Raw genomic sequence first — 15,996 nt, forward strand, 5'->3', positions numbered from 1 at the left:
AAGCTATTTTTTCTTTTGCGCTAAAAAACCATTGGCTACAGCCAACCAAGCGGATGGACCTCCGGCTACATAACCCGTACTTCCTAAACCTTCAAAATTGGTTTTGCCATTCTTCGTTACTCCTTTAGCAAAAAACACCGTTGGATAACCCTGAACACCAAATGCTTGTTGTAATTCAGCATTTTGCCTTCTAATTTCAGCGGTTTGATATTGCTTTCTAGGATAATCCAATTCAACTAAAATAACATTTTCTTTAGCCCACTTAGCAAACTCAGGCGTTTTTAAAACTTCTTTTTGCAAACGGATACACCAGCCACACCAATCACTACCTGTAAAAAAAAGCATAAGTGGTTTTTTCTCTTTGTTACCAATGGCAACAGCTTCTTTCACATCGGTAAACCATTTCAGTTCTTGCGATTGTCCTTCGATAACACAAAATGTAAACAACAGAAATACAATTATTTTTTTCATACGATGAATTATTTTTGACAAAAATATATAAAATTATAATGTTTAAATGTCGGCTATTTTACTTCTTGCATTAATTTTCTAACCAATGGTGAAAGTACAATCAAAACCACACCAGCAATTAAAGCATAAATAGCTAATTGCAAATAACCATCGGCATAAACATTGAGTTTCTCTATATTGCTCGATTGCTCCGAAGCTTCTGCAATGTTAGCACCCAAAATACCTGCAAAATACTGCCCGTAGGCACTAGCCAAGAACCACATCCCCATAATTACGGCTTGCGTTTTGGAAGGTGACAGTTTCGTCATTGCAGACATCCCGATAGGGGACAAACACAATTCACCCAAAGTGATTACAAACCATCCAAAAGTAAAAATCCCCAAAGAAGTTCTCCCAAAACCATCAGCAAAAAACTTCGTATAATAAAATACCCAAAAGCCACCAGCTAAGAATAAAAAGGCAAGGCCAAACTTAATTACAGTGTTAGGTTCTATTTTTCTTTTATCTAACCAAAGCCAAACCAAGCCAACCAAAGCTGCAAAACCAATTACGAAAAAGGAATTCGCAGAATTGTTCACTCCATTAGGACTCAATTCTACACCAGCAATAGTATTATTCAAATTATTTACAGCAAACAAACTTAAAGACCCTCCACTTTGTTCGAAAAAAGCCCAGAAGAAAATGGAGAAAATAATGAAAATCAATGCTGCAAATAGCTTCTTGTTTTCGGCTAAAGAAAAATTCTTCATTTCATACAATAAATACAAAACCGAAGCCGGTCCGATACAAATCATAAAATAATCCGTATATACTGTATTGGCGACCATTACAATAATCAAAGGAATAACAAGTAATGATCCTACATAAGTTACTATTTCTAATTGCTTGCGTTTAGAGACCATCATCTCTTTTAATGGAGAAAGACCAATTGGACCTAAACTTTTTTGGGTTTGGGTAAAAGTCAATAAACTAATAATCATTACAATCGCAGCGAAACCAAAACCAACATTCCAACGCAAATGTTCAGGAACTATGGATTGCCACATGGATCCTTCGGCAACAGCGATACAGATATAACCACCAATCAAAGCACCGAGATTTACCCCCATATAAAAGAAAGAAAAACCAGCATCTCGTCTTGGATCACCTTCAGGGTACAACTGCCCTACCATCGATGAAATATTAGGTTTAAAAAAACCAGTTCCTACAATCGTAAAACCGAGACCAATGAAGAAAAAGTTTTTAGGATCTATAGACAAAATAACACTACCAATAATCATTAAAATGCCACCCCAAAAAAGTGATTTTCGTAAACCTAAAATCTTATCGGCAAACAAACCTCCAATAAAAGTAAACGCATATACCCAAGCTTGAGTCGCTCCGTATTGTAAATTGGCAACCTTTTCGTTCATCCCAAGATGACTCACCATAAAGACCACCAACATACCGCGCATTCCGTAAAAACAAAATCGCTCCCACATTTCACTAAAGAACAAATACCACAACTGTTTTGGGTATTTCCCTTTAAAATTCTGAATTTGTTCTAATGTTATAGTTGATTCCATGTACTTGATTTAATTAATTCCTTTTTCTTTCATAACCTTATTCAATTCCTTTACCAAAGCGAACATCAGTAATGTTGCAAAGAGTAAAAGACTAAAATTAATCCAGAAAAAATTAGCTTTGTTTTCATAAGAATCCCACATACTGGCTAAAACGCCGCTTAATTTATTACCGATTGAAGTGGCCAAAAACCAACCACCCATCATTAAGGAAGTAATGTTTTTTGGACTTAATTTTGAGACAACAGATAATCCCATCGGACTTAAGAATAATTCACCGATGGTAATGACTCCATAATTGGCCACCAACCACCATACGGAAACTTTTTCTGCACCATTATTACCAATATGAACCGCAGCCACCATAACCAAGACCGATAAAGCTGAAATCAACAAACCGAAAGCAATTTTGGTAGGTGTTGAGGGTTCTTTTTTTCTGCTACGCAAAAAAGTAAAAAATGCCACCACCAAAGGCGTCAAAAGAATTACCCAACCCGGATTAATCGATTGGCTCAAGTTTGCCGACCAAGTATAGATTTTACTTTCTTCTTTAGGCAATTTTTCTTTGGCTACATTTCTAAAATACAAAGGATAATCGACCACTTTGATGACTTTTCCGTCTTCTTTCTGAATTCTAAAAGCGGCATCGTACAAGGCAACAGAGTCCTTTTTATAGGTTAGCGTGTCAGTTAGTACCAACTTTGAACCTATTTGTTGTGCCACACCCGTTAATTCTCTATCAGTATATTTATCACCCCAATTGTTGAGTGCAGAACCATTCAATTTAAAAACCGCCCAAAATAAAATCACGACTGCAAAAATTGAAAGCAAAGCCCCAATGGGACGTTTATCTTCAACTTTAGCTTTAAAATAAAGGCTTCCGTAAAAGAAGACAACTGGAATACAAGCGAACACAAAAGCATCGGTACTATCCGAACCAAAAATAGAACTGTCGATATTACTATCCGAAGCAATTCCTTTGATCAACCAACCAATTACTCCAAAAATCAATGAAGGCAATAAAATAAAAAGAACAATTTTATAAAAAGGCATATCGCCTTCTTGTACGCCTTTTTTCTCAGTTTTATCTCCATAATGTTTGGTGCCCAACATAAATACCAAAACACCAATAAACATCCCCACACCAGCAGCCATAAAAGCTTCTTGCCAACCAAAAAGAATTTTTAAAGCCGCACCAAAGAAATTACAAATGAAAGCCCCAACATTGATTCCCATATAGAAAATGTTGTACCCTTCATCTTTTCGGTCTTTGTATTGCTCATCGTTATAAAAATTCCCCAACAACGTAGAAATATTGGGCTTAAAGAAACCATTCCCTACAATGACCAACGTCATCGCGGTGTACAACATTGGAATGCTGTGCACTCCCATAATCAGGTACCCCACTCCCATCATTAATCCACCAATTATAATGGATTTTTTATAACCCAAATATCTATCGGCAATTAATCCCCCAATAAAGGGAGTCAAGAATACCAAGGCGATAAAAGTTCCATACAAATCCGAAGCTTCTTTTTCGGTCATTGAAAATCCAGCTTCTACATCTTTCAGATAAAGCGTAAAAATTCCAATCATTAAATAATAACCGAAACGTTCCCACATTTCAGACAAAAACAAATAAGGCAGGGCTTTAGGATGATTTTTCCACATAAGAAGTCATTTTAAAAAATAAACCTACAAGTAGTACATGTAGGTTTGAAAGATATAAAAATAAAATTAAATGCTATTAGCCTACGCCGTTCATCATTTTCTTTAATCTTGGGGATAAAACTGCTAAAATTATAGCTGCGATACCACAAAGAATAACAAAAACCATGAAAAACTCGTATAAGTTATGTATTTCAAAACCGGCGAATGAAGTGTTTGCTATTGGCAATTGTTCTTTTTCAAACATAGCAATTTGCTCTGCATTCAACGTTATTTTCTTATCCAAAACATCTTGAAGGTTAATTCCTAATTTTTCTGCTTTTTGAAATTTATCCCCTGTTGCAGGTATAATTGCCCCAAGCGAACCAGCTAATGCATAACCTGCTGCATTAGAAATAAAGAAAACACCATAGAGCAAGGAAGCAAAACGTTTAGGCGCTAATTTACCAACCAATGACAATCCAATTGGAGATAAGCATAGTTCTCCCATTGTTTGAATTAAGTATAGGAGCATTAACCATTTGATAGCTAATAAACCTGAGTTCCCTAAATCTTTTACATTGTGAGCAATAATAAAATAACTTAAAGCGATCAATCCCAACCCTATTGCTTGTTTCAAAGGCGAAACTGGTTCTTTCCCATTAGCTCTTAGTTTATCCCATAAAATACTAAACGGCAAAGCCAATGCTACTACAAATAGTCCATTAAAAATTTGAACCATTGAAGGCGGCATGTTCCACCCAAAAATATGTCTGTCCGTTTGATTGTCCGCAATAAAAGTCAATGATGAACCCGCTTGCTCAAAAGCTGCCCAAAAGAAAATAATAAAGAAAGAAACAATGTAAATAACCCAAATTCTTTGTCTTTCTACTTTATTTTCAGCAGAGCTCATAATCAAAAAGGCTAATGCAATACCAGCAGCATAAATAAAAGGATAAATAAGCCCCTTTATCAACTGACCCATTTCTAAAGAAGTAACTCCAAATTCACCAACCAGTAAATATCTAAAAACAAAAAACAAAGCCACAAATAATGCAATAGCAATACCAATTGATTTGCTTGAAAAATTTGCCGTTTGTGTTTCGCCTTCTTCAAAATCGCTGGCTTCGTTGTTTTTTGGCAAACCACCAATTGGCCTACCTTCTGGGGTAACAACGTATTTATTTTTAAGAAAATAAAAAGTTATTGTTCCAATAATCATTGCTAAAGAAGCCGCTAAGAATCCCCATTTGAAAGCATAAATATTTCTAACTCCAGTTTCTGGATCAATCACATCTCCTAAATAAGGACAAATAAACTGCCCTAAAAAGGCACCAATATTGATTCCCATGTAAAAAATGGTGAATGCTGAATCTAACTTAGTTTTTTCTTGTTTTGGATACAAACTACCCACCATTGAAGAAATATTTGGCTTGAAAAAACCATTTCCAAAAATGATAATGAACAAAGCAAGCCACATGAAAATTTTAGCACCACTTAAATTGGAAGAAAAAGTTGAGGCACTTAAAAAAAGTAAAAACTGACCTAATGCCATCATTAGACCACCAAGCATAATACAGTTTCGGTTACCAAAAAATCTATCGGAAATAAAACCTCCTAAAAGTGGCGTTAAATAACACAACGCTAGGAAACCTCCATAAATAATTGCTGCGTCAGCTTCTTTGATTAAGAGAGAATTTACCATGAATAATGTAAGTAACGCTCTCATTCCGTAGAAATTGAATCGTTCCCACATTTCGGTTCCAAACAATACCCAAAGCCCTTTTGGATGTCCTGTTTTCTCTTGTGTTTTTACCATAATGTATTAGTTTAAATTAGATGATTGAGGTTAGTTATTATAAATTTTCAAGGATAAAGTTAGTCATTTTATTGTAAAGTTGAATTCGGGTATAGCCTCCAAAAATACCGTGATTTTTGTCTGGATAAATTTGTGAATCGAACTGTTTATTGGCCTGAATCAAAGCTTCCATCATTTGCATTGAATTCTGAACGTGCACATTATCATCTGCCGAACCGTGTATTAATAAAAACTTGCCTTTTAATTTTTGTACGTGATTAATTGGTGAGTTATCATCGTAACCTGTTGGGTTTTCTTGTGGGGTTTGCATATAACGCTCTGTATAAATACTATCATAAAAACGCCAATTGGTTACTGGAGCCACTGCGATAGCCATTTTGAAAACATCATTTCCTTTCAAAATACAATTCGATGCCATAAATCCACCAAACGACCAACCAAAAATCCCTATTCTTGATTTGTCTACAAAAGAATAAGAACCCAATACTTTAGCAGCATCAATTTGGTCGATTACTTCGTATTTTCCCAATTCTTTTTGAGTTACTTTTTTGAATGCCGCTCCTTTAAAACCGGTTCCTCTTCCGTCAACACAGGCCACAATGTATCCTTTTTGCGTAAGCGATGCAAACCAATAATCATCGGCACTGTTCCAATCATTATTGACTTGTTGTGAGCCAGGCCCTGAATATTGAAACATAAAAACAGGATACTTTTTGTTCGGATCAAAATCTTTAGGTTTCATCATCCACATATTGAGTTCAATTCCTTTTTCTGTTTTCAAAACAGAGAACTCTTTTGTAGGCAAATTGAAGCCTTTTAAATTATTGGATAAGGTTTGATTCTCCTCAATCATTTGCAATTGCTTTCCAGCTTTGGCTTCATTCAAAGTATAAACTGGAGGCTGAGTTGCGCTTGAAAATGTAGTAATAAAATATTGGAAATTTGGACTAAAAGTAGCTGCACTTGTTCCAACCTTAGAAGACAAACGCACTTTGTTTTTTCCATCTAAACCAATGCGATAAATATCACGGTTGATAGCACCATTTTCTACCGATTGATAAAAAATAGTTTTTGTTTTTTCATCAAATCCATAATAATTCGTCACTTCCCAATTGCCTTTGGTGACTTGATTAATTAATTTTCCTGTTTTATCGTATAAATAAATATGATTGAAACCATCTTTTTCACTCGTCCAGATAAAGCTGTTGTCTTTTAGAAAAGTCAAATTGTCTGTAACATCAATATAGGCTTTGTCTTTTTCGTTTAAAACAACTTTTGCCGTAGCTGTAGTACCATCAATAAACAACAAATCTAAATTATCTTGATGACGATTCAACACTTGAGCGGAAAGTACGTTAGCATCGTTTGTCCATTGCATTCTTGCAATGTAAAAATCAGAGTAGTTACCTAAATTCACCTCTTTTTTAGCTTGTGACGCAACATCATAAACATGCAAAGACACGACTGCATTTTTCTCTCCTGCTTTAGGATATTTGAATGTCTCTACTTTTGGATACAATTCCTTTTGAAAAATCGACATTGAAAACTCAGGAACTTCGGATTCATCAAAACGGATAAAAGCAATTTTTTTGCTATCAGCACTCCAGTCAAAAGCTTTTACAAAAGCAAATTCTTCTTCGTACACCCAATCGGTAATCCCGTTGATGATACTGTTCTTTTTTCCGTCTGTAGTAATTGAGGTTGTCGCTTTGGTAGCAATGTCGTAAACAAACAAATTATTGTCTTTTGCATAGGCTATCTTTTTACCATCTGGCGAAAATGTAGGCTCTTGCACAGGAAAATCAAATAATTTGACTAATTGCTTAGAAGTTATGTTGTATAAATAATAATCGGCTGTAAAGGAATGACGAAAAATGGGCTGTGTATTATTCGCAATTAGCATTTGTTTTTCGTCTTCGCTAAAGCTATAACTGTCAATTCCGTCTTCTAATTGAGGAAAATCTTTTGTATCGATCAAAGTGGCTACTCTCTTCAATGAAGCATAATCATACAAATCAATTTGTTGACCATTACGAGCTTGATTTGGATTCAAGACGGTGTACTGATTAGTTTTTGCCATAGCCTGCAAAGCGTCCATACCTTTGGTTCTAAAAGCACCCGTAAAAATAGATTCGACGGTTATTTTTTGTTGCCCAAAAACAGAACAAACACCTAACAAAAAGAACACAACCAATTTTCCTAAATTCATAAATACAAAATTTAAAAGTTATTTTTAAGGCCAATTTTCAAAGGAAATACCAATTGCTATTTACACTAAAAACAGGAATCAAAATGTATAATTTTTTTATATCAAATGAGAAATTTTGCATTAAAAACAAAAAAAGAACCTCAATTGAGTTATATTTAAAACGATGCCAATTTTAATGAAAAAATTACAATAAACGGTCATGAAATGTGTTAAAACTTACCAATATAATACACAAGAACCCAAGTGAAGAATACTAAAAGTATTGGGTTTAAAAAAAAGCAAAAACGTATATTTGCCAAAAGAAACATTAATCAATTGAAAATGAACAATACCATCGCAGGATTTTCAAAATTATCTAAAGAAGAAAAAATAAACTGGATTGCCAATAACTATTTTTCGACACCAACTGAAGCAATTGATTTATTAAAAAAATACTGGAATTCTGACAGCATTTTACAGCAATTACACGACGAATTCATTGAAAACACTATCACTAACTTTTATATTCCTCTTGGAGTTGCCCCAAATTTTTTAATCAACGGCAAAAATAGCTCAATACCAATGGCTATTGAAGAAAGTTCCGTTGTGGCAGCAGCAGCTAAATCAGCCAAATTTTGGGCTACAAGAGGTGGGTTCAAAGCAACAATAATCAACACCGAAAAAATTGGTCAAGTACATTTCATCTACAAAGGAGATGTTAAAAAATTAAAGGATTTTTTCGCCGAAATAAAAACCGCTTTTTTCTCAGACACCGATGCATTGACCAAAAATATGAGACAACGCGGAGGCGGAATTTTGGACATCGAGTTGAGAGATAAAACAGAATTAATTCCTGATTATTATCAATTGCACGCTACTTTTGAAACTAAAGATAGTATGGGAGCGAACTTCATCAATTCTTGCTTGGAGCAATTTGCTAAAACCTTAAAAGAGAAAGCAGAAAACTACGAATCATTTACGGCTGAGGAAAAGGAAATTGAAGTAATTATGAGTATTCTTTCTAATTATGTCCCGAATTGCTTAGTACGAGCTGAAGTTTCTTGCCCAATAGAAAATTTAGCTGAAAAACATATCCCTAATCCTGAAGATTTCGCGAAACGTTTTGTGCAAGCCGTTCGAATTGCAGAAGTAGAACCTTATCGAGCCGTTACACACAACAAAGGCATTATGAATGGCATTGACGCTGTAGTTTTAGCTACAGGAAATGATTTTAGAGCTGTAGAAGCTGGAATACATGCTTTTGCTTCTAGGAACGGACACTATAGCAGTTTGTCTCACGCCAAAATAGAAAACGGACAATTCACTTTTTGGTTAGAAATTCCATTAGCATTAGGAACTGTAGGTGGATTAACCTCACTACATCCTTTAGTGAAATTTTGCCTCGAAATGCTTGAAAAACCTTCTGCACAAGAATTGATGCAATTTGTAGCTGTTGCTGGTTTAGCACAAAATTTTGCAGCACTTCGTTCTTTAACCACTACAGGCATACAAGAAGGCCACATGAAAATGCATTTGAACAATATTTTAAATCAATTCAATGTCACCGATGAAGAACGCCATGCTATCAAAAAACACTTCAAGCACCACACTATTTCGCATAGCGCTGTTGTGAGCTTTATTGAAGATTTAAGAAAATAAAAAACAAGAATTTCAACTATGAGGCAGACTTTTTATAGCAACGGAAAACTATTACTTACTGGCGAATACCTAGTTTTGGATGGTGCCACTGCCTTGGCTTTGCCAACTAAATATGGACAAACTTTAGAAGTTCATCACAACACCTCAAACACATTACAATGGAAGAGCTATGATGTAGATGGCAGTCTTTGGTTTGAAGAAAACCTCTCAATCACTTCCATTCTTACTTATCAACCTAAGCCTACCTCGTCTACAAAAGACACCTTACTACAAATTTTATTTCAAGCGCATTTGATGCAACCTTCATGGCTAGAGGAAATTCAAGGTGCCGAAATCAGCACTCGTCTTAGTTTTCCAAAAAAATGGGGACTTGGCACTTCTTCAACCCTGATTAACAATATTGCACAATGGGCCAAAGTTGATGCATTCGAATTACTGCATAAAAGTTTTGGTGGTAGCGGCTATGACATTGCCTGTGCACAACACAACACTCCCATTCTTTATCAATTGAATGATCAAAAACCTTTGATTCAGGAAGCGGCTTTTGCACCAAACTTTACTTCTAATTTGTTTTTTGTGTACTTGAACCAGAAACAAAGTAGCAAAGCAGCAATTGCTTCTTATTATAACAAAAAGAATGAAGCCTTACACGAAAACATAACCCTCATCAACAAGCTTACTACTTTAGCTTGCCAAGCAACCGACTTGAGAACTTTTGCAAGAATCATGGAACAACATGAAACGGAAATGAGTCATATATTAGAACTGTCCTCCGTACAAGAAACACTATTTCCAGATTTTGATGGAGTCATCAAAAGTTTAGGCGCTTGGGGTGGTGATTTTGTATTAGCAATTGCTCAAGATAACCCAACGGATTATTTTATACAACGTGGGTATCGTACAGTACTTCCTTATCATGAAATGATTTTACAAACTAGAACGTAATTACACTTTTCCAATCGTTATAAAATCCTTTGTAATGCTAACAAAATACATTAGAGTAATAATGCGTTATAGTTAGCATAAGAGAGCATGCTTGAAACCTATAACAGCATTTACAGGTATCACAAACAAAAAAACCAGACACAAAACTGTTATCTGGTTTTTTTTATAAAATTTATTAATCTGTATGAATTAGAAACCAAATTGACTTCTATGGTCTTCAATTGTTGCAGCTGCTTTTAAAGCTGGAATTGCTCTGTTGCTATCACCACTACTTTGTGTTTTCAATTTAGTAACATAAGCTGCATGATTTTTCAAAGCTGGAGCCTTAACAGTACTGATATTTTTCACTACATAAACCCCTGTATTTCCTTCAATTGGAGCAGAAATTTTATTAGCTGCCAATGCTAATGCATTACCCACCACTTTAGCTTCTTGCCCAACCCCACCTGGAAGAATAGCATTTTCTAAAGTCAAACCAGTGGCTTGTTGAACTGGAGCACCTACAGTTTTAGCTATTGCTTCTAATGAACTTCCAGTCATTTTAGCTTTTATCATTTCAGCTTTTTTCTTGTTCTTAAGAATTGGCTCTACATAAGGTCTTGCTAGAGACACCGCAACTAATCCAGAGTTATCAATGCTTTTCACTTTTGCTATTACGTGACCCACATTAGCTACTTCAAAACGTTTCACAGTACCCACCTTTGAATCGTCCTCAAAAGCCCATCTTATTATAGCTCTTTGATTACCCAAAGAACCAAAGTTTTCGTCTAAAGCTTTTGCAGTTACTACTGGTGCAACTGTCAATTTCATGTCTTTCGCTAATTTGTCAAAATCTTTAGCCGCGGCTTCCATTTCGAATTGAGTGGCTTGAGCAAATAACTTATCTGAAGTTGCCTCAGAAGCTTCAATTCTTTGTGCCACTGTGGCTAGACGAATTCCGTCTTGCTTGTCTGTAATTTTGATAATATGGAAACCAAAAGGCGTTTCAACTAAACCTACTTTTCCAATACCATTTCCAAAAACAAAATCATTAAAAGGTTTTACCATAGCATTAGGTCCAAAATACCCTAAATCTCCGCCTTGTTGAGCTGATGAATCATCAGAAGCTGTAAATGCCAACATCAAGAAACTATCTGGATTGGCTGTTACTTGAGCTAAGATTGACTCCGCTTTTGCTTTTGCTTCTTCTTTAGTTCTTACTTCTCGTTTATTTGGCACTTGAGTTCCTTCGTAGCTAATTAAGATATGACTAGCTTTTGCATTTACTCCCGATTTAAATCCTAATGATTTTGACAAGCAATAATAGTTTCCAAACTTATAGGGTCCATAAACAGCACCTGCTGGTAAGCTAAACAAACGATCTGCATCTACCGCTGGCAAATCTTTTTTGGCAATATAAGTAGAATCGTAAGGAACATCCGAATTTGCATTTACAAAATCAATTGCATTTTTGGCATTTTTAAATCCAGGAACGGTATCATTTTTACCTGTAGCTGGATTGTATACCACACTTCCTGACAACAAACTTGTAATTTTGTTTTTCACTTCAGCTTCATCTTGAGCGGAAGCTTTATCTTCGATTAAAACATAAGAAATTTCACGAGACTCTTCAGCCTTAAATTTCTTTTCGTTTTTCTTCATGTACTCAGTGATTTCTGCATCAGTAACTTTTACATCACTATCTTTAATAGTAGAAAACAAACCAGCTACATATGCAAAGTTTACTTTGTTCGATTCTGCTTCATACTTAAATTTACCTTCAGCTTCTGTCGTATAAAGAGCAGACTTGATCAAAGTATTGTAGATTTGATATTTCGCATTGATTTCAGCATCTTTCTCTCTATCTTTCAAGAATTGCGCTTGTTCTGGATTTGATTTGAAAAAGTCTTTAAATTTTCCTAAATCAAATAGTCCCGCAGCATTTAAAAACATTGGGTTGTTCCCAATATTTTGATCTGCTTTCAAAACTTCAACGATGTGTTTCTCCCCTACTCTAAGGCCCAATTTATCAAACTCACCCATCAATAATGCTAAGGTAACTTCTTGCTCCCAAACTCTATTAGCAGCTTGGGTTGGCGTAATTCCTTGACCACTTTTTTCAAGATTACTTACTTTAAGTCTAAAATCTTCAAAGGCAATATCCTTATCATTGATACTTCCAACATCTTTTGTGTTTTGACCAAGACCCCCTTTTCCAATAAGGTCTTGTATGATAAAAGCAAACAATGCAATTGCGATTGCTGCAATCAATAAAGCGGAACGTTGTCTAATTTTTGCTAAAACTGCCATTTCTATTGTTGTTAATTTTTATATTCAGTTTGCGAAAATACAATTATCTAGTTAATAATAACAATCGGAGGGTTTTATTTTAGAACTTTTTTAAAAGTTTTAAAAAAAAGATAGTATTGCATCGATTTTAACGAATTGTATCTTATTATTTATAACTTCTCCTCGAGAATAAAACTGTTTTTTCGCTGTTTTGTACCATTGTATTGCGTGTAGTCACAACTACTTATTCGCATTGCGATCTTCAAATCGTTTGGAATATTTTGTTCTAAAAAAGAACATAAAAACAGCTACTGCCGCTATACCAAAACTCAACCAAGGTCCCTGAGTGGGCTCCCCCCATTTGGTTACGCCATCATACACAAAAAACAAGGCGAATGCTAAATAGGCATAAGAAGTAAATTTTAAATATTTCATATTTTTTTTATTTGAGGCAATCCAATCGATCGCCAATAATTCATACATTTTGCCTTAGGGCACTACTTATAAATAAAAAGGGTTGCTCTCTATTTGTCTGTTGCTACTTCTCCAGAGATTTTTTGTGAATGAATCACTTTAAAATCTTTACTAAAATCAATTCCTTGACCGGTAGAAGAACCTTTTGGGCTCGTAAACACAAATCGGCGTTCGGTGTAAAACCATTCGTTTTTTTGATCAAAGTACAATTGCTCTGTTTCTAAAACCTGTCCATCTTCAGTAGTAATTTTCACTTTTCCTTGTAAATCGATGATTCCTGTTTTTTTATAAGAAATAGCATAATTGGATTTTATGAATGTTTTTTTTCCTTTGGCATCGTACAAAGTGACATCTATTCCTTTTGGAAATTCAGTAAATGGAAAATCAACCCCTGAATAATCGAGCATTTTAGCACTTAAAAGCACTGCTGAAATTCGTCCCGAATCGGTGTACTTCACATTAATTGTATCGGCCTCACCGGTAGGATTGAATTCAGAAAGATTAATTTTTTGGACTTCTTTAAAATTACTTTCGCAGGAGTACAAACCCAAAAAGAGAGTCGCAAAAACCAAAACTAAACAGGTTTTTTTTATGAAAAAAGCCATCTTATTGTATTTAAACTAGCCCCTAGTAGAATTTTCTTTTCACAAACCATTTATCATTTAATGAGAAACTGACACTTGCGTTAAAGTAGTTTTCTTGAACCACACCTTTTGAAGTAGTACCTCGCACTCCATATTCCAATCCGATATTAAAATTTGAAAAAGAACCAATGGAAGGCAAGCCGAAACCTAAAGTCACTGCTTTATCATCAATGTCTTGATTGTTTATTGTCAAACCGGTTTTTTCAAAGCGAAATCCACCTCTGTAAACAATACGCTTAGCGTAACTATTAAACGATTTGTAATCAGGAATATAATATCCTCCAAGGGTGTAACGATTGTATTTATTAAATTCTACTCCAGTTACATTATTGTAATTATTATGCAGACTACCTGCTTCTCTCATGGCTACTTCAGCACCAATCAACCATTTTCTTGATTCTCCAAAACCAATCCCTAAGGTCAATTTACTGGGTAATTCTATAGTTTGAGAAGACTTGACTTCATCGAATCCTTCTGGATCAATATCAAAGGTGCCTTGATAATCTATTGTTGATATTGTTCTGGTATTCTTAGAGTTTATATCCCCTTTAAAGGTATAATTTACACTAGAATAAAGATTGATTTTAGGTGTAACTTTAGCTTGATACATGGCTCCAATATTGAAATTCACCCCCGAAAGGTACGCTAGATTTCTTTCTCTAGTACCTACTGGCACATCAGTGATGTACTCAAGATTATCCGTTTCAATTTTCCCAAAATTATACTGCATATCAACGCCTATGTTGAAATTGTTTGTAATTTTATAACCGGTACCGAAAAACACTTTATTCACCCCTCCGTTTCCTTCTAATTGCCTATTGTTTTGTGAACCATCAGCACTAAGAGACTGTATTTTATACCCTACGGACGAATAAGGAAGTACCCCAAAACCAAATCCAAATTTACCCATCGGAATCGCAACCACCATATAGTCTAAAGTGGTTCTTTGAGCAGTTGCACTATTAGCGTCATCTTTTAGATTTTTAGTTCCAAACGAAGCTCCCATTGTCAAAGTAGTCAATTTCAAATTAGCATAACTGGATGGATTATCAACATTGACATGTATACTATCTTGCTCTACTCCCAAACCTCCCATTGAACGATTCTCTAGCATTCCTCTGTATCTAATATCTCCAATACCGTAATAAGAATAAGGTGAGGAAGTTCCTTGCTGAGCGATGGATACTAATGAAAAAAGCAAACAAGTTGCTATAAAGATTTTTTTAATCATTGTTGATTGTATATTGAAATGTTTGGTTCAAACTCTCTAAGAGAAAATTTGAATTGGCAAATATGGTATTTTTTAATCGCATCGCCAAAAAATCTGCATCACCCCCCGTTAAAATTATTATAAATTTTGAATATTTTGCTTTGAATTCATCAATAAAACCGTCTATTTCGTAGATCAACCCGTTCACCACCCCAGAGTGAATAGCAGCTGCCGTAGCATCTCCTATAAAAGATGAAGGCATTTCCTTTGTTAACAGCGGTAACTTTGCTGTATACTTATGTAGGGATTCGTAGCGCAATCGGATTCCTGGAGAAATGGCACCACCCAAATATTGATTACTTGCATCGATACAATCATAGGTCACACAAGTACCTGCATCAATCACCAATCGGTTTTGATTTGGAAATTGAAGCGTCGCTCCAGCAGCTAAGACCATTCGATCTATCCCAAGGGTAGTTGGTGTAGTATATTTGTTTACAAACGGAAATCGATCTTGATGCGACACAAAATGCACTTTTAGCTTGTTTTCGAAAGCCAAAAAGGACTCTTTTTTCACATTTCCCACGGATGAAACAACCAAATACGCAAGATTTGGAAATTTTTTCAAAATAATTTCAATTTTATTTTGAAGCTCTTTCGCTTCAAAAACAAAATACTCCACTAGAGTATACTGCTCAAAGACAGCTGCTTTAACTCTAGTGTTTCCAATATCAACTGTTAGAATCATGCTTTTGTATTAATGGCAACGAAGGTACGAATAGATTTTTTTTAAAATTTGTTTTGGATAAATTAAAAATGGTTCTATATTTGCACCCGCAACCAACAAGCAGTAATGCTTTACTTTGCAAAAGGTACCTTAGCTCAGATGGTAGAGCAATGGACTGAAAATCCATGTGTCCCTGGTTCGATCCCTGGAGGTACCACAAAACCCGAATAGCTTTATTCGGGTTTTTTGTTTTATGTACTTTTCTATATTTCCGTAGTAGGTTCAAAAATTCGGATTTTCTAAGTTTTCAGAAAAAAAAATCCTCTATTTACTCTTTTGTTTCAAGGGCTCAACACTAATTCGCTTTAACTACCCCAATGAT

The 15,996-nt window shown here is 35.1% G+C and carries 12 protein-coding genes and 1 tRNA gene; 3 read left to right on the forward strand and 10 right to left on the reverse strand.

Annotated features, from left to right (window positions below; translation table 11 throughout):
• Nucleotides 1-3: 3 nt before the first annotated feature.
• The 5 genes from ACSVH5_RS05460 to ACSVH5_RS05480 form a co-directional block, all read right to left on the reverse strand.
• Nucleotides 4-471 (reverse strand): thioredoxin family protein, encoded by a 468-nt coding sequence (locus ACSVH5_RS05460; RefSeq protein WP_438060447.1) that lies wholly within the window; start codon nucleotides 469-471, stop codon nucleotides 4-6.
• A 53-nt stretch (nucleotides 472-524) separates the two neighbouring features.
• Nucleotides 525-2,036, reverse strand: coding sequence for a peptide MFS transporter (locus ACSVH5_RS05465; protein WP_438060448.1), 1,512 nt, complete (start codon nucleotides 2,034-2,036; stop codon nucleotides 525-527).
• 9 nt (nucleotides 2,037-2,045) lie between these two features.
• Nucleotides 2,046-3,704 carry a peptide MFS transporter gene (locus ACSVH5_RS05470; protein ID WP_438060449.1) on the reverse strand — a complete coding sequence of 553 codons (1,659 nt, stop codon included), beginning with the start codon at nucleotides 3,702-3,704 and terminating at the stop codon, nucleotides 2,046-2,048.
• 76 nt (nucleotides 3,705-3,780) lie between these two features.
• Entirely contained in the window at nucleotides 3,781-5,499 is a 1,719-nt protein-coding gene (locus ACSVH5_RS05475) for a peptide MFS transporter (RefSeq protein ID WP_438060450.1), read from the reverse strand.
• Between the two features lie 37 nt (nucleotides 5,500-5,536).
• Nucleotides 5,537-7,708 (reverse strand): S9 family peptidase, encoded by a 2,172-nt coding sequence (locus ACSVH5_RS05480; RefSeq protein ID WP_438060451.1) that lies wholly within the window; start codon nucleotides 7,706-7,708, stop codon nucleotides 5,537-5,539.
• Between the two features lie 306 nt (nucleotides 7,709-8,014).
• Here ACSVH5_RS05480 and ACSVH5_RS05485 point away from each other — a divergent pair, with 306 nt between their 5' ends.
• On the forward strand, nucleotides 8,015-9,346 hold the full coding sequence (locus ACSVH5_RS05485; RefSeq protein ID WP_438060619.1) for a hydroxymethylglutaryl-CoA reductase, degradative: 1,332 nt from the start codon (nucleotides 8,015-8,017) through the stop codon (nucleotides 9,344-9,346).
• 18 nt (nucleotides 9,347-9,364) lie between these two features.
• The gene (locus ACSVH5_RS05490) at nucleotides 9,365-10,291 is read left to right on the forward strand and encodes a GYDIA family GHMP kinase (protein WP_438060452.1); all 927 of its coding nucleotides are present in this window, start codon (nucleotides 9,365-9,367) and stop codon (nucleotides 10,289-10,291) included.
• A gap of 189 nt (nucleotides 10,292-10,480) precedes the next feature.
• Here ACSVH5_RS05490 and ACSVH5_RS05495 read toward each other — a convergent pair whose 3' ends face one another.
• From ACSVH5_RS05495 to ACSVH5_RS05515, 5 genes are all read right to left on the reverse strand, one after another.
• Entirely contained in the window at nucleotides 10,481-12,580 is a 2,100-nt protein-coding gene (locus ACSVH5_RS05495) for a peptidylprolyl isomerase (protein WP_438060453.1), read from the reverse strand.
• A gap of 219 nt (nucleotides 12,581-12,799) precedes the next feature.
• A complete protein-coding gene (locus ACSVH5_RS05500) occupies nucleotides 12,800-12,994 on the reverse strand; it encodes a hypothetical protein (RefSeq protein ID WP_438060454.1) in 195 nt (64 codons plus the stop codon).
• 89 nt (nucleotides 12,995-13,083) lie between these two features.
• Nucleotides 13,084-13,638, reverse strand: a complete 555-nt coding sequence (gene lptC, locus ACSVH5_RS05505; protein WP_438060455.1) for an LPS export ABC transporter periplasmic protein LptC — start codon at nucleotides 13,636-13,638, stop codon at nucleotides 13,084-13,086.
• A 22-nt stretch (nucleotides 13,639-13,660) separates the two neighbouring features.
• On the reverse strand, nucleotides 13,661-14,908 hold the full coding sequence (locus tag ACSVH5_RS05510; RefSeq protein WP_438060456.1) for a hypothetical protein: 1,248 nt from the start codon (nucleotides 14,906-14,908) through the stop codon (nucleotides 13,661-13,663).
• Nucleotides 14,901-15,635, reverse strand: coding sequence for a type III pantothenate kinase (locus ACSVH5_RS05515; protein WP_438060457.1), 735 nt, complete (start codon nucleotides 15,633-15,635; stop codon nucleotides 14,901-14,903). Before ACSVH5_RS05515 ends, ACSVH5_RS05510 begins: the two co-directional genes overlap by 8 nt.
• Nucleotides 15,636-15,758: 123 nt before the next feature.
• Here ACSVH5_RS05515 and ACSVH5_RS05520 point away from each other — a divergent pair.
• Nucleotides 15,759-15,831, forward strand: a tRNA-Phe gene (locus tag ACSVH5_RS05520).
• The last annotated feature ends 165 nt before the right edge of the window (nucleotides 15,832-15,996 follow it).

It is taken from the genome of Flavobacterium sp. RSSA_27, assembly GCF_051547125.1.
Classification (GTDB): Bacteria; Bacteroidota; Bacteroidia; order Flavobacteriales; family Flavobacteriaceae; genus Flavobacterium.

Excerpts from the sequence above, each read along its gene's own strand:
- ACSVH5_RS05460 (WP_438060447.1), bottom strand. The coding sequence starts at position 471 with ATGAAAAAAATAATTGTATTTCTGTTGTTTACATTTTGTGTTATCGAA.
- ACSVH5_RS05465 (WP_438060448.1), bottom strand. The coding sequence starts at position 2,036 with ATGGAATCAACTATAACATTAGAACAAATTCAGAATTTTAAAGGGAAA.
- ACSVH5_RS05470 (WP_438060449.1), bottom strand. The coding sequence starts at position 3,704 with ATGTGGAAAAATCATCCTAAAGCCCTGCCTTATTTGTTTTTGTCTGAA.
- ACSVH5_RS05475 (WP_438060450.1), bottom strand. The coding sequence starts at position 5,499 with ATGGTAAAAACACAAGAGAAAACAGGACATCCAAAAGGGCTTTGGGTA.
- ACSVH5_RS05480 (WP_438060451.1), bottom strand. The coding sequence starts at position 7,708 with ATGAATTTAGGAAAATTGGTTGTGTTCTTTTTGTTAGGTGTTTGTTCT.
- ACSVH5_RS05490 (WP_438060452.1), top strand. The coding sequence starts at position 9,365 with ATGAGGCAGACTTTTTATAGCAACGGAAAACTATTACTTACTGGCGAA.
- ACSVH5_RS05495 (WP_438060453.1), bottom strand. The coding sequence starts at position 12,580 with ATGGCAGTTTTAGCAAAAATTAGACAACGTTCCGCTTTATTGATTGCA.
- ACSVH5_RS05500 (WP_438060454.1), bottom strand. The coding sequence starts at position 12,994 with ATGAAATATTTAAAATTTACTTCTTATGCCTATTTAGCATTCGCCTTG.
- lptC (WP_438060455.1), bottom strand. The coding sequence starts at position 13,638 with ATGGCTTTTTTCATAAAAAAAACCTGTTTAGTTTTGGTTTTTGCGACT.
- ACSVH5_RS05510 (WP_438060456.1), bottom strand. The coding sequence starts at position 14,908 with ATGATTAAAAAAATCTTTATAGCAACTTGTTTGCTTTTTTCATTAGTA.
- ACSVH5_RS05515 (WP_438060457.1), bottom strand. The coding sequence starts at position 15,635 with ATGATTCTAACAGTTGATATTGGAAACACTAGAGTTAAAGCAGCTGTC.